Source organism: Haloarcula sp. Atlit-120R (assembly GCF_003665885.1).
In the GTDB taxonomy this organism is placed as follows: domain Archaea; phylum Halobacteriota; class Halobacteria; order Halobacteriales; family Haloarculaceae; genus Haloarcula; species Haloarcula taiwanensis.
In genome coordinates this window covers 298,174-310,139 of sequence record NZ_QPLN01000004.1, presented here as the reverse complement: position 1 = coordinate 310,139, position 11,966 = coordinate 298,174, and the positions used below count along the sequence as shown (strand labels likewise).

The following is an 11,966-nucleotide window of genomic DNA, read 5'->3' as shown; positions in this document are numbered from 1 at the left end:
CGTTTCATCTGGAGATTACCCCGTAGCGCGGGACCGTGTTCCGTTAGGAACGAACTAACCCCCAGCCGAAACGACGGTCCTACAGATCGACTGACAGCAGCGTTTCGATGTCGACACCGTCGTCAAGTAGCGTCTGCATACGGTCGACCGTTGCCTCGTTGCGCGTCTGCCCGGTTCGAAGTACCTCCTCAACCCTGTCTATCGTCGTCCGCGTATCCGACTGGACTGACAGCACTGGGACGTTTTTCTCGGCCGCCTGTCCGATAACCGCACTGGGGGGCTGGAACCCACCTGTGAGAAGGAGCGCCTTGATACCGGACGCTTCGAGGGCCGCGGTCTGGACCTCTGAGCGGTCACCGCCGGTGACGACGACGGCATCGCGCGTCCGCCGGAAGCGTTCGAGCGCGCTGCTCCCGCTCATTGCGCCGACGCTGAACCGCTCGACGTGTACGTCGGTGTTGGCATCGCCAGTGAGGATGTCCGCGCCGAGATTCCGGGCGAGGTCGGCAACGGTGACGCCGGCGAGCGAGCGGTCACGCGGCAGAATGCCGTGGACTGGAATCCCCTCGCCTTCGAGGAACGGAACCACGTCGTCTGCGAGTTCATCGACCGTCGCGTCGGTGACGCCGTTGAACAGGACGCCGTCCAGCCGGTCGCCGATTGCCCGGGCCGCAGACAGAATTTCGTCTGTGTCACTGGGCGTGTCGTAGCCGGTGACTAACAGCACGCGGGCGTCGAGCAGCTCCGCGATATCGATGTCAGTAAGATCGACGATACTGCCAGTCGCCAGATCGCTGCTCCCTTCGACAAGGAGCAGGTCGGTCCCGTCCGAGCACGCCTCGATACCCTCCTGCAGTCGCTTGCGGAGGTCATCCGGGTCCTCACGCCCGCGGATGGCTTCCTGAATGAACGTCGGCGAGTAGACGATGGGTTCCATGTCGTGGAGGTCGGTCTCCAGATCGAGCAGTTCGCGGGCGAGCATCGGGTCCTCGTCCCGCGTCTTGCCGACCGCGCTCCGCAGGCGCGTTCCCTTGGGCTTCATGTAGCCGACGTCGTAGCCCGCGTCGTGGGCGCGCGTCGCTAGCGCGAGCGTGATAGCCGTCTTGCCGATACCTTCCTCCAGTGACGTGACGAGTAGCGTGTTCGTGTCGGTCATAGTTTCTCCTGGTCGAGGGTGAGCCGCAGGTCGACCGCCTGCACCCCGTCGGGCGTCGCGACGAGGGGGTTGATGTCCAGTTCGACGATAGCGGGGAAGTCAGTGACGAGTTGCGAGAGCCGCTGGATGGTTTCGACGAGCGTCGCTTCGTCGACGGGGTCGCGGCCCCTCGCACCGCGCAACAGCGGTGCGGAGTCGATGTCGTCGAGCATCCCTCTTGCCTCGGTCTCGCTGACAGGGGCGACACTGACAGTGTTGTCTTCGAGCACCTCGACGAAAATACCGCCGAGGCCGAACAACAGCAGTGGCCCGAACTGCGGGTCGCGGTTCATTCCGAGGATCGTCTCGACGCCGTTTTCGAGGTCGACCATCTCCTGTACCTGAACGCCGAGAATCGTCGCGTCCTCCTGATAGTTGCGCGCCCTGACGACGAGGTCCTCGTAGGTATCTCGGACGTCTTCGACGGGGACACCGACCTCGACGCCGCCGATGTCCGACTTGTGCAGGATGTCCGGGCTGACGATTTTCATCACCACGTCGTCGCCGATCTCCTCCGCGATAGCCTCTGCTTCGACGGGTGAGGAGACGACATCGCCCTGCGGTGTCGGAATCCCGTACGCGTCAAGCAGTTCCATCGCTTCCACACCGAGCCGATTCGACCCGCGCCGGGCACCGGATTCGAGTATCTCGCGGGCCCGCTCGCGGTCCACGTCGAAGGTCGTCGGCTCCTCGTACTCGGTCGCCCTGATCTCACGATAGCGTCTGAGCGCGTCCAGACTCCCGACGGCGCGGGCCGGGTCGAAGTAGTTCGGCACGCCCGCCTCGCTCAGGACGTTCGCACCGGCATCGACCGACTTCCCGCCCATCAGTGTCGCCGCAACGGGCTTCTCGAACCGCTCCTGCTGCTCGACGACGCGTTCCGCGAGTTCCTCGAAGGAAAGCACTGCCGTCGGGCAGGCAACGACGACGGCCATCGAGACATTGTCGTCCGCCAGCACCGTTTCCAGTGCTGTCTCGAAGCGTTCCGCAGGCGCATCGCCGATGATGTCGACTGGGTTGTAGATGTTGGCCTCGTCGGGCATCTCCTCGCGGAGCCGGGAGAACGTCTCGTCACCGAACTGCGCGAGTTGCAGGTCCGAGTCGCCGACCGCGTCGGTCGTCATCACGCCGGGACCGCCGGCGTTCGTCACGATAGCGATTTCGTCTCCGTCCGGGAGCGGCTGGCCCGCGAGAATCTGGGCGTAGTCGAACAGTTCCTGTACGGATTCGACGCGGAGCGTCCCGGCTTTGTCGAGGCCCGCCTCGTAGGCCCGCTCCGATCCGGCCATCGCGCCGGTATGGGAGGCCGCCGCGCTCGCACCCGCGTCCGTCCGGCCGGACTTGACGAGGACAATCGGCGTGTCCTGTGTCACCTCACGAGCCGTCTGTACGAACGACGACCCGTCGTTGATGTCCTCAAGATAGCCCAGGATAACGTCGGTATCGGGGTCGTCGCCCCACTCGGCGACGAAGTCGCTCTCGTCGAGTACCGCCTTGTTCCCGAGCGAGACGATGTCTTTGAAGCCAACGTCGCGCTCGGCGGCCCAGTCCAGCACGGCGGTGATGAACGCGCCCGACTGGCTCATAAAAGAGATGTCGCCGTCGCTGGCCATCACATTGCCGAAGGTGGCGTTGAGCCCGACGGGTGTCGACATCACGCCGAGGCTGTTCGGGCCGACCAGATTCAGGTCGTATTCGCGGGCCGCCTCGCGGAGCCGTCGCTCGCGTTCGGCCCCGTCACTGCCGGTTTCACCGAAGCCAGCAGTAATAACGACGACGTTTTCGATACCCGCTTCCCCGGCGTTCTCGATGACATCGACCGCCACCGTCGGCGGCACGACGACGACGGCAACATCGACCGACCCAGGGTCATCCAGGCCGGCGAGGTTGTCGTAACACGGCAATCCATGTACTGCCTCTTTGTTCGGGTTCACGGCCACGACCTCCCCTGTAAACGAATCAAGCAGGTTCGTGGTGACCGCGTGACCGACGGACCCCTCCGAATCGGTCGCCCCGACCACTGCGACACGTTCCGGCGCAAACAACGTCGATAATCGTCCCATGCCTCTACTCGGTGGTTACAGTGGGGCCCGAATATATGTGTGGGGAACTCCCAGCGAGCGGGAATCTAGACGATTCATTACCGCGATTTCGGTGTGACGGTGTTTTTGTTCGTCACTCCCGTAGCGGCGTCCGATGACTGACGCAACACTCCTGGCTCCGTTTGACGACACGGTAGTCCGTGGAGTTGCGGAGACGAACAGGGTCGACGAGAAGCAGTTACGATCCGCGCTCGCCGACCACCAGCGAACGATGCGCGAGAATCCGGGTGTCGAGGACCTCGTTTACGAATGGCGAAAGCGATTCGACGACGCAGTACTACACCGCACTCCAGAGACGTTCTTCGTGGCGGTCAGAGAAACCGTCTGGGAGGAGTATGGCACGCATCTCGGCCTCGACGATTACCTGCTCGCTGCGGTCGTCGCAGTCCATCAGGAGCAGGTCCTCCGTGAAACAGCGGTCGAGAGCGGCGCTATCGGTGAGAACGCTGTCGCGCTGGTTGTTTCCAGGCCGTCGCCCCAGTAGGCGTCTTCCCTCTTATATCAGGTGTCAAAGCCGGGCGAAAGCGACAGTTGTGATTGATGGATAATATTTCACTTCAAGCAACCAGCCATTCCATCTGAGAATATAATTTTTGGGTTCCCGAAAACATATTTTCACAAAACAATCTTTAAGTGGCTTCCACTTATACGATAAAATGACCATGCCAACACAAGAGCACGTCCGACGCGAGTTCGGGGAAGTCGAAGAGAACGAACTCCGCCTCGACAAGGAGAAGTCCGAGCAGGTAATCAACGCGCTGAATCAGGACCTGGCAGACACGTACACGCTGTATCATCAGGTCAAGAAGCACCACTGGAACGTTGAGGGTGCTGAGTTCCGCGACCTCCACCTGTTCCTCGGCGACGCCGCCGAGCACGCCGAAGAGGCGGCCGACGAGCTTGCAGAGCGAGCGCAGGCTCTCGGTGGCACGCCCATCGCCGGTGGCAAGGCACAGGAAGAGCACGCATCGGTAGAACCGGAAGGGCAGGACGTGTACGACATCCGGACGTCGCTCGAAAACGACCTCGAGATGTACGGCGACGTCATCGAGTCGCTCCGTGACCACATCGATCTCGCGGAGAACCTCGGCGACCACGCCACGGCGCAGATCCTCCGTGAAATCATCGTGCAGACGGAAGAAGACGCCCACCACATCGAGCACTACCTCGAAGACGACACGCTCGTCATGGACTAACTCGGCACAAGCCTTTCTCTCTCAGTTTCTCCTCCCGGATAGTTCCCCATTTACCACGGGGAGTACAGCGTGAGGTGAGGTGAGTCGCTCCGGCAGGGAGCAGTCCGAAACGCGAAGGAATGAGAAACGCGAGCGGGGACGAACGGACTATCGTCGAAGGTCGACAGTTACGTCGGTCGAAATCCAGCCGTCTCGGTTTCCGTCTTCGGTGAACACGGTTCTGTCAGCACCGCTGTCCAGTGCTGCAACGTCCGGGCGATCCTCGGAGGCCTCGACATCGTCCGTCTGTGATGGCATTACCAGAGTTAGGCACCCCTAAAGCTAAAAGGATTTTGGTTGGCCTAATCACCCGTGGACACTAGCCGCCGGCACCGCGACGGAGGCTCCCAGACGCTGGCCACTGCTACGGCGCGGCCTTTAGTACCCGAGGCGACAAGGGAGAGGTATGAGTTCGGACGACGACCTTACCGCTCTGATTACGGACCTCGTCACGACGCTACAGGAGCTTGAGACGGAGGTCGAGCCCACGACCGACAGCGGCCTGCCGAGGCCACCGACGCCGGGTGAACTCCTCCGGTTCACTAGCGACGTGACTATCCCTGCAGTCATTCTGGTCCTGAAGACCAATATCGAGGCGCTGAAACTCCTCCGGCGCGCCCTCCGGATGGCCGAAGGCCGGCCGACATCGACCGGCTCCGCCTCCGACGAAGTTCGACAGCGTGCGAGTGAACTGAGTCGGGCCACGCTCTCCCGTCTCGACGGTGCACTGACAGACCTCCAGCAGGCTGTGGAAGGAACGCCGGAAGACGAAGAGGCCCGCGAGCTCATTCAGGAAGCCCAACAATTGCGTAATCAGATCCGGGATCGGTTAGCAAATGAGCCGGGGGTGAGTGACGAGATGCACTCCGAGCAGGCTACTGACGTGCCAGTAGACGTAGATGCCGAGCTACGGTCGATAAAGGACGAAATCGATGGTCCGGACAGGGGCGATGACGGTACCGAAAGCGGCGATGGAAGCGATGAGGAATAACGGATTTCAGTACGGCGCGAAATCATACTTCATAAAACATAATGATTTATTATAGTACAAGTATAGATATGAATACCCATGTCCAGCTCTACCGCTCCGGGTGGTCGACGGGCGACTCTGTTCGTCCGGTCTGACCTCCCAGCGCCGTCACGGAAACGCTGTAACGCTATCGAAGGCGAACTCCGGGAGCTGGTGTGCCGTGGCGTACTCACTGAGGTTGAGACGGTCGAGTGGGCGAAACGCGTCCCGTTGCAGGGCTCTGGTGACGGACCCGAGCGAACCCTCTACAACGAGTTCGCGGAGTGGGCCCGCGAGGCCGGGGTCTGTCTCGCACCGTTTTTCGACACCCGGCTCTGCTACAGTTCGACGACGGGCGAGAAACGCCGGGAACTCGTCATGCCGGCCGTCTGCCTCGCAGTCTACGAGGGCGGCGATCTCGTACAGGTGGCTCCCTTCGCTGACGCGGGCCGGGCGGAATCTGTCGAGGAGTGCATCGCGGAACTCGACGAGACGGGGACCCTCCCGGACACCGGTTCGACGACTGTCTCGACCGTCTGACACGCCCCGCCTCGCCGCGTCTGTGACCCATCAGTACTCTTGCCGCGACGCAAAGTATGAAGTCCTGTTCTTAATATAACATATCTATATGACATATCAGGCGACACGTCGTGACGTACTCGGGACGGGCGCGGCCGTCTTGGGCAGCCTCGCAGTCGGCTCGACGACCGCAAGCGCCGCGTTACAGACCGACGGGACCACCGTCACGTTCCTGCACGACACCCACGTCCACGGCCGGTTCGCCAACGCCGGCGCGGACGGCCTCAACGTCTCCCGGTACTTCGGGCTGATGAACGACATCGCCGAGGACACGGACGCCACGCTCCGGGTGGGCAACGGCGACGACCTGGCGTCGTCGGTCCTGTCGGCGGTGTTCGACGGGCGACACGTCGTCTCGACGTTCAACGCCGGCGGCCTGGACTTCGACACCTACGGCAACCACGACTTCGACATGGGACCCGAGGTCCTCCGCGAGCGGGTGGGAGACAGCCTCTTCACCTGGGTCAGCGCGAACGTCCGCGAGGGCGGGGCCGTCTTCGCTGCCGACCAGGGCGCACAGCAGTACGTCCTCACAGATGTCGGCGGCGTTACGCTGGGTATCACCGGCCTGATTACGCCGGAAGCCCCCGAAATCACCTCTATCGGGGAGAACACGGAGGTCCTGGACCCGGCCGCCGCACTGCAGGAAGTGACAGAGCAGATACAGTCCGACGGTGCCGACGCGACCATCGTGCTCTCCCATCTCGCGAGCGAAACCGCACGGACCGTCGCCGAGGAGGTCGACGGCGTCGACGCCATCATCGGGGACCACGCCGCGACGGTGCTGGAAGAACCGGCGGTGGTCAACGACACCGTCCTCTCCTTCGTCGGCGACGAGTACGAGTACCTCGGCGAGCTGGCGCTGGGCATCCGCGACGACGGCGTCACGGACCACGAGTTCGCGCTGCACGACGTCGGGGCGTCCTCGGCCGGCACGGACCCCTTCGTCAGCCTCGTCCAGGACCACTACGAGACGCAACTGGAGCGGCAACTGGACGTAGTCATCGGGCAGACTACCCAGCCGCTGGACACCCGCCAGTCGGTCGTCCGGGCGCGGGAGTCGAACATGGGGAACTTCGTCGCCGACACCATCCGGGCCGATGTCGAGGCCGACACCGCGCTGATGAACGGCGGCGGCATCCGGACGGACACGCTGTACTTCGAGGACGCGAGCGAGGACAACCCCGCGGACATCACGCGGCGCGTGGTCGTCGACATACTCCCGTTCCCGAACAACGTGGTCGAACTGGAAATCACGGGCGAGACGCTGCTCGCGGCGCTGGAAAACGGTGTCAGCCGCATCGAAGAAGGAGCCGGCCGGTTCCCGCAGGTCAGTGGTATCACCTACACCTACGACCCCACCGCGGAGAGTGGCGACCGTATCATCGAAGCCACGGCGGGCGGCGAGCCGGTCGACCCGGCGGCGACGTACACGCTGGCGACCAACGACTTCGTCTCCGGCGGCGGCGACGGCTACAGCATGCTCAGTGACACCACCGTCCTCGTCTCCTCGAACGAGGGGGCGCTCCTCTCTGACCTCGTCATCAACACTATCGAAGAAGCGGGAACGATTTCGCCGACGACGGAGGGGCGTATCACCAGACAGGGCGAGGAGAACTAATCAGACGGGGTCCCAGCGGTAGCCGTCCCAGTCCTGGCTCTCTGGCACCTTGATGCCTGCGTCGGGGTCGCGGAGTTCCTCGACGTAGACGGGTTCGACCGTGTCGCCGGTCTCGACTTCGTCCGTGGTCACCTGTCCGAGCGCGCGGACGAACTCGTCGCTCGCGCCGTCGACGTCCGTGATGTCGAACTCGACGATAGCGAGCGTGTTGGGCTCGCGGACGCCCGGCGGCGTCGCCGTCGAGTGGGTCCAGGTGACGACCTCGCCGGTCCGGTCCGAGAGGTCGAAGGTCTCTTCCTGGGGTTCGCCACACTCCGGACACAGCGGATGGGTGGGGTACGAGACGTGGCCGTTCGAGCACATGCCTGCTTCCAGCGTCATTCTGCGGCCTCCATGATGGTGGTGATGACACAGTTGCCGAAGCCGCCGACGTTACACGCCAGGGCGGTGTCGGCCTCGACCTGCCGCGGCCCGGCCTCGCCGACGAGCTGTTCGTATATTTCGACGCCCTGCGCGACGCCGCTGGCCCCCAGCGGGTGGCCCTTGGACTTGAGGCCCCCGGAGGTGTTGATGGGCAGGTCGCCGTCCTTGGCGGTCGCGCCATCCATTGCCAGCTCCCAGGCCGTGCCCTGGTCTGCGACGCCGATGCCCTCTAGCTGGAGGAACTCCAGAATCGTGAACATGTCGTGAAGCTCGGCCACGTCGAGGTCGTCGGGGCCGAGGCCGGCCATCTCGTAGGCCTGCTCGCTCGATTCGACGACCCCGCCCATGACAGTCGGGTCGTCGCGCTCGTGAACGACGTGAGTATCAGTCGCCCCGCCGATGCCGGAGACGACAGCGTACTCGTCGGTAATCTCTTTGGCCCGTTCCTCTGTCGTGAACATGAGCGCGGCGCTGCCGTCCGTGATCGGACAGAAGTCATACAGCCGCAGTGGGTCAGCGATGATCGGCGACTCAAGCGCTTTCTCCATCGTGATTTCCTTCTGGAACTGCGCCTTGGGGTTGTCCACACCGTTTCTGTGGTTCTTGACCGCGACCCGGGCGAGCGACTCCCGCGGGGCGTCGAACCGCTCCAGGTAGTGCCGAGCAGTCATCCCGGCAAAGGAGGGGAGCGTGACGCCGTGTTTGTACTCGTCGGGGTGGGTAATCGAGGCGATGATGTCGGTCGCCTGGCCCGTGGTCTTGTGGGTCATCTTCTCCGCGCCGACCAGCAGCGTCATCTCGCTGGCCCCGCTGGCGACTGACTGCCAGGCCTCGTAGATACCGGCCCCGCCAGAAGACGAGGTCTGGTCTACTCGCTCGCTGTAAGCCGGAAGCACCCCCAGATCGTGGGCCAGCAGGTTCATGATGCCCGTCTGGCCCTCGAACTCGCCGCTCGACATGTTCGAGACGTACAGGTGCTCTACGTCGTCGGGCGCGACGCCGGCGTCCGTGAGACACTCCTCGCCCGCCTGCGAGAGTAACTCACGGATCCAGGCGTCGCGTTGCCCGAACTTCGTCATTGACGCGCCGATTACTGCGACTCCCATACCTGTGCCGTCACAGGGGTCTCGTGTATGTATTACGGTCTGACCTATAGAACGAGTGTAATGTTCAGGCAGTCGTCGTAACGACCGATAGCCCCTCGGCGGGTTGGTCGCCGGCCAGTGAGACGAGCAGCCGCCAGCCATCCGCAGTTCGCTCCGCTTGTGCCATCTGTGGCGTGATACTCGTCCGGCGCAGTAGCTCGACGGCAATCGGCAACACCGGACAGCGAAGGTCCGACAGTGTCGGGCGATAGTTCTGTAATGTGATATATCTGGCACAGCGGCCGGGACCGACGGCTGCGGGTTCGATTGCTGCCTCGTCGACAAGTCCCGCTGCTTCGAGGTCGGCGACGGCGTCCCGAACCGGTTCGGGCCCGCTCGGCTTGCGCGGTAACTGTCCGGCGGCTTCGCGGAGGGTGTCCGCCTGTACTTCCGGGTCGAGATTGTCGGCGATCGCCGTGGCCATGCTTTCGAGCATCGCCAGACAGAGGCGCTCGCGGTTCTCCGTCTCCTCGGCCGCTTCGAGGTAGCTGTCGATGACTGCCTGCTCGACGGAGCGATGACGGCCCGACAGCACCTCGAACAGCGACCCGGCGACCGTATGGCAGTACTCCGGGAGCGACGACGGGCCAGTCCTGACGGCATCGGTCCCCCACGGCGCTTCACAGACGATGAGGCCGTGGACGGTGACGCGGGGGTCGTAGCGACGGAGGGCGCTTCGGTATGCGGTCGCGACGCTGGCCGCTTCGGCGGCCGTCTCGCGGTCCGGGAACTGCATTCCTGACACTGGGAACGGCGGCGTGCCCGTTCTGGCGCTGACGACGCGGTACGGCCCGACAGCCACACTGAGTTCCGAGAGCCTATCACGGATGTCTGCGAGCGTTCGTCCGACCATGAGTCCTTACAGGTCTCCGGCGACGATGTCGGCGACGCGCTGGCGGTCGAATAGCTCCCGGTCCACGTCGTACACCTGCGATGCTGCCCGCTCGGTGACGACCAGATTCGTTATCGGCCCCTGGTACAGCGGCCCACCGCGGAACACGTTCCCGTTCTGTACTGCCGTCAGTTCGCTTCCAGTCTCATCCGATTCGAGGTAGCTGACGACTGTGTCCTCGAACTCCGCGCGTGTCTTGGTCTCGTGTCCGCGCAGGAGCATGTACTCGGGGTCGATGTCAAGCAGCGTCTCGAAGTCGACCGTGCTCCGGTCTGCGTGGAAGTCCCTGACATCAGTTTTTGCGAACGCGTCGCGAACGCGCAGGTCCCGCCACTGTTTGAAACTGGTCCCGTCCTCGATGAGGTACGGCGAGAAGCTCGTCGGCTCGTTGCCCCCGGCCCACATGATGGCCACTTCCGGCCGGTCGGAGTTCGAGTCCGGAACGATGTCACCCAGACCCGTCCGGAACTCCTCGTGGAGGGACTGGAACGCCTCGAACCGGTCCGTTCGCTGGAACGCCCGGGAGAGTTTCTCGAAGGCTTCGTACAGCGTGTAGTAGGTGTAATCGTGCCACGTGTAGCCCGTCGAGAAGATACTGTTCCCGAAGAATGGCGCGATCTGGGACTCGATTTCCTCGATGTCCGACCGCTCCCAGGACCCGCGGCTCTGCAGGAAGTTCGGGTCCATGACGTGGATATCAGCGTCTATTTCGTAGAACTGCTCCTTGCCGACACCGCTGTCGCCCCACAGCTTCCTGAGCGAGCTCCCGTCGACGCTGACGCCCGGTATCTCGTCGTAATACTGGGTGTGGTACCGTGAGGGGAGCCAGACGCCCTCCGGTGCATCGAGGCCGAGCGCGATTCCCATGTCGGCCCAGCTTCCGTTGTTTGCGACCCAGCCCTCCGGCACTGACTCGAAGGAAACCTCGCCGACTGGCTCCATCGAGACGGAGTAGCCCGAATCCGTCGGTTCTGCGGCCGCAGTCGACTCCGCGGCCGACGTACCGGACCCCGTTGGATTGTCAGTCGTCCCCTCACTATCGCTCCCGGTCTCCGACTGCCCTGAACAGCCGGCGACGGCACCTGCCAGCCCGGCACCGGCCGCAACGATGTACTCTCGTCGGTCCATATATTTTTAGGCTTGCCTAATTGGTTTAAATCTTCCTATATTTAGGCAGGCCAAAAACACCCCGAATCGCCAAACGACACTACTGCCCCCGGCAGTGAGAATCCACACAAAGTATATCCGTGTGTGCTAACCACACACGGAATATGCAGGAGGCTTGGCTCCAACTACAATGTCCGGCGTGTTCGGTTGCCTGGGAAGCGCAAGTAACTGATCTCTCTGCCCCGGAGACGCAGTTCGCCTGTGACGACTGTGGGGCCGAGCGGTCGCTGTCGGAGTTTATGCGGACCACCCGCGACCTCGAAGTGCTGCAGGAGTTTACCGAGTCCTAGTATCGCGCTCGCGCCGCCGCCTTCCACTCTTCGCCGCGTTTGACATTGTTCGGAGGGCGGCGTTTGCCCACACTCGCCAGCCGTCCTGCCAGCGTCCACTCATCGGCGTATTCAACCGTCTGCCGCTGTGCTGTTGCCACAGCAGCCCGTTGGCGGTCAGTCACGTGGGCGCTAATCGCGGCGGTGATAGCCGCCGCCTCGGCCTGTGATGCGTCCGCCGGTATCGACAGCGACAGGTCCTCCGGCCCCTCGCTGCCGGTTGTCAGTACCGACTCCGCGTCCGACTGTGGGGTGTTGCGAGTCGTCAT

General features: G+C 63.3%; 14 protein-coding genes. 6 read left to right on the top strand and 8 right to left on the bottom strand.

Annotated features, from left to right (window positions below; all coding sequences use genetic code 11):
• Positions 1 to 79 precede the first annotated feature (79 nt).
• Positions 80 to 1,156 (bottom strand): phosphotransacetylase family protein, encoded by a 1,077-nt coding sequence (locus DVK01_RS15970; RefSeq protein ID WP_101350066.1) that lies wholly within the window; start codon positions 1,154 to 1,156, stop codon positions 80 to 82.
• A complete protein-coding gene (gene acs / locus DVK01_RS15965; protein WP_121512296.1) occupies positions 1,153 to 3,258 on the bottom strand; it encodes an acetate--CoA ligase alpha subunit in 2,106 nt (701 codons plus the stop codon). The genes DVK01_RS15970 and acs overlap by 4 nt, the downstream gene beginning before the upstream one ends.
• A gap of 133 nt (positions 3,259 to 3,391) precedes the next feature.
• On the opposite strand from acs, the gene DVK01_RS15960 reads away from it, so the two are divergent.
• A complete protein-coding gene (locus tag DVK01_RS15960; protein ID WP_121537532.1) occupies positions 3,392 to 3,781 on the top strand; it encodes a hypothetical protein in 390 nt (129 codons plus the stop codon).
• Positions 3,782 to 3,959: 178 nt separating this feature from the next.
• On the top strand, positions 3,960 to 4,493 hold the full coding sequence (dpsA, locus tag DVK01_RS15955; RefSeq protein ID WP_101351437.1) for a DNA starvation/stationary phase protection protein DpsA: 534 nt from the start codon (positions 3,960 to 3,962) through the stop codon (positions 4,491 to 4,493).
• Positions 4,494 to 4,640: 147 nt separating this feature from the next.
• On the opposite strand, the gene DVK01_RS22315 is transcribed toward dpsA, so the two are convergent.
• Positions 4,641 to 4,790 (bottom strand): hypothetical protein, encoded by a 150-nt coding sequence (locus DVK01_RS22315; RefSeq protein ID WP_004517997.1) that lies wholly within the window; start codon positions 4,788 to 4,790, stop codon positions 4,641 to 4,643.
• A gap of 148 nt (positions 4,791 to 4,938) precedes the next feature.
• Between DVK01_RS22315 and DVK01_RS15950 the strand changes: the two genes are divergently transcribed.
• The 3 genes from DVK01_RS15950 (at position 4,939) to DVK01_RS15940 (ending at position 7,741) form a co-directional block, all read left to right on the top strand.
• Complete coding sequence (locus DVK01_RS15950) at positions 4,939 to 5,523, top strand: hypothetical protein (protein ID WP_121537530.1); 585 nt, start codon at positions 4,939 to 4,941, stop codon at positions 5,521 to 5,523.
• A gap of 78 nt (positions 5,524 to 5,601) precedes the next feature.
• Entirely contained in the window at positions 5,602 to 6,081 is a 480-nt protein-coding gene (locus DVK01_RS15945; RefSeq protein WP_101350070.1) for an HTH domain-containing protein, read from the top strand.
• Between the two features lie 88 nt (positions 6,082 to 6,169).
• On the top strand, positions 6,170 to 7,741 hold the full coding sequence (locus DVK01_RS15940; RefSeq protein WP_121537528.1) for a bifunctional UDP-sugar hydrolase/5'-nucleotidase: 1,572 nt from the start codon (positions 6,170 to 6,172) through the stop codon (positions 7,739 to 7,741).
• On the opposite strand, the gene DVK01_RS15935 is transcribed toward DVK01_RS15940, so the two are convergent.
• From DVK01_RS15935 to DVK01_RS15920, 4 genes are all read right to left on the bottom strand, one after another.
• On the bottom strand, positions 7,742 to 8,122 hold the full coding sequence (locus tag DVK01_RS15935; RefSeq protein ID WP_101350072.1) for a Zn-ribbon domain-containing OB-fold protein: 381 nt from the start codon (positions 8,120 to 8,122) through the stop codon (positions 7,742 to 7,744).
• Positions 8,119 to 9,270, bottom strand: coding sequence for a 3-ketoacyl-CoA thiolase (locus tag DVK01_RS15930; RefSeq protein WP_101350073.1), 1,152 nt, complete (start codon positions 9,268 to 9,270; stop codon positions 8,119 to 8,121). The genes DVK01_RS15935 and DVK01_RS15930 overlap by 4 nt, the downstream gene beginning before the upstream one ends.
• Before the next feature lie 64 nt (positions 9,271 to 9,334).
• Positions 9,335 to 10,162: a hypothetical protein gene (locus DVK01_RS15925; protein ID WP_101350074.1), complete on the bottom strand. Its 828-nt coding sequence runs from the start codon at positions 10,160 to 10,162 to the stop codon at positions 9,335 to 9,337.
• A 6-nt stretch (positions 10,163 to 10,168) separates the two neighbouring features.
• The gene (locus DVK01_RS15920) at positions 10,169 to 11,329 is read right to left on the bottom strand and encodes an ABC transporter substrate-binding protein (RefSeq protein WP_101350075.1); all 1,161 of its coding nucleotides are present in this window, start codon (positions 11,327 to 11,329) and stop codon (positions 10,169 to 10,171) included.
• Positions 11,330 to 11,472: 143 nt separating this feature from the next.
• Here DVK01_RS15920 and DVK01_RS15915 point away from each other — a divergent pair, with 143 nt between their 5' ends.
• Positions 11,473 to 11,658 carry a hypothetical protein gene (locus DVK01_RS15915; protein ID WP_101350076.1) on the top strand — a complete coding sequence of 62 codons (186 nt, stop codon included), beginning with the start codon at positions 11,473 to 11,475 and terminating at the stop codon, positions 11,656 to 11,658.
• Here DVK01_RS15915 and DVK01_RS15910 read toward each other — a convergent pair.
• Complete coding sequence (locus tag DVK01_RS15910) at positions 11,655 to 11,966, bottom strand: hypothetical protein (RefSeq protein ID WP_101350077.1); 312 nt, start codon at positions 11,964 to 11,966, stop codon at positions 11,655 to 11,657. The two genes, DVK01_RS15915 and DVK01_RS15910, sit on opposite strands and share 4 nt — an antisense overlap.

Coding starts and splice junctions, on each gene's coding strand:
- DVK01_RS15970 (WP_101350066.1), bottom strand. CDS start 1,156: ATGACCGACACGAACACGCTACTCGTCACGTCACTGGAGGAAGGTATC.
- acs (WP_121512296.1), bottom strand. CDS start 3,258: ATGGGACGATTATCGACGTTGTTTGCGCCGGAACGTGTCGCAGTGGTC.
- DVK01_RS15960 (WP_121537532.1), top strand. CDS start 3,392: ATGACTGACGCAACACTCCTGGCTCCGTTTGACGACACGGTAGTCCGT.
- dpsA (WP_101351437.1), top strand. CDS start 3,960: ATGCCAACACAAGAGCACGTCCGACGCGAGTTCGGGGAAGTCGAAGAG.
- DVK01_RS22315 (WP_004517997.1), bottom strand. CDS start 4,790: ATGCCATCACAGACGGACGATGTCGAGGCCTCCGAGGATCGCCCGGAC.
- DVK01_RS15950 (WP_121537530.1), top strand. CDS start 4,939: ATGAGTTCGGACGACGACCTTACCGCTCTGATTACGGACCTCGTCACG.
- DVK01_RS15945 (WP_101350070.1), top strand. CDS start 5,602: ATGTCCAGCTCTACCGCTCCGGGTGGTCGACGGGCGACTCTGTTCGTC.
- DVK01_RS15940 (WP_121537528.1), top strand. CDS start 6,170: ATGACATATCAGGCGACACGTCGTGACGTACTCGGGACGGGCGCGGCC.
- DVK01_RS15935 (WP_101350072.1), bottom strand. CDS start 8,122: ATGACGCTGGAAGCAGGCATGTGCTCGAACGGCCACGTCTCGTACCCC.
- DVK01_RS15930 (WP_101350073.1), bottom strand. CDS start 9,270: ATGGGAGTCGCAGTAATCGGCGCGTCAATGACGAAGTTCGGGCAACGC.
- DVK01_RS15925 (WP_101350074.1), bottom strand. CDS start 10,162: ATGGTCGGACGAACGCTCGCAGACATCCGTGATAGGCTCTCGGAACTC.
- DVK01_RS15920 (WP_101350075.1), bottom strand. CDS start 11,329: ATGGACCGACGAGAGTACATCGTTGCGGCCGGTGCCGGGCTGGCAGGT.
- DVK01_RS15915 (WP_101350076.1), top strand. CDS start 11,473: ATGCAGGAGGCTTGGCTCCAACTACAATGTCCGGCGTGTTCGGTTGCC.
- DVK01_RS15910 (WP_101350077.1), bottom strand. CDS start 11,966: ATGACGACTCGCAACACCCCACAGTCGGACGCGGAGTCGGTACTGACA.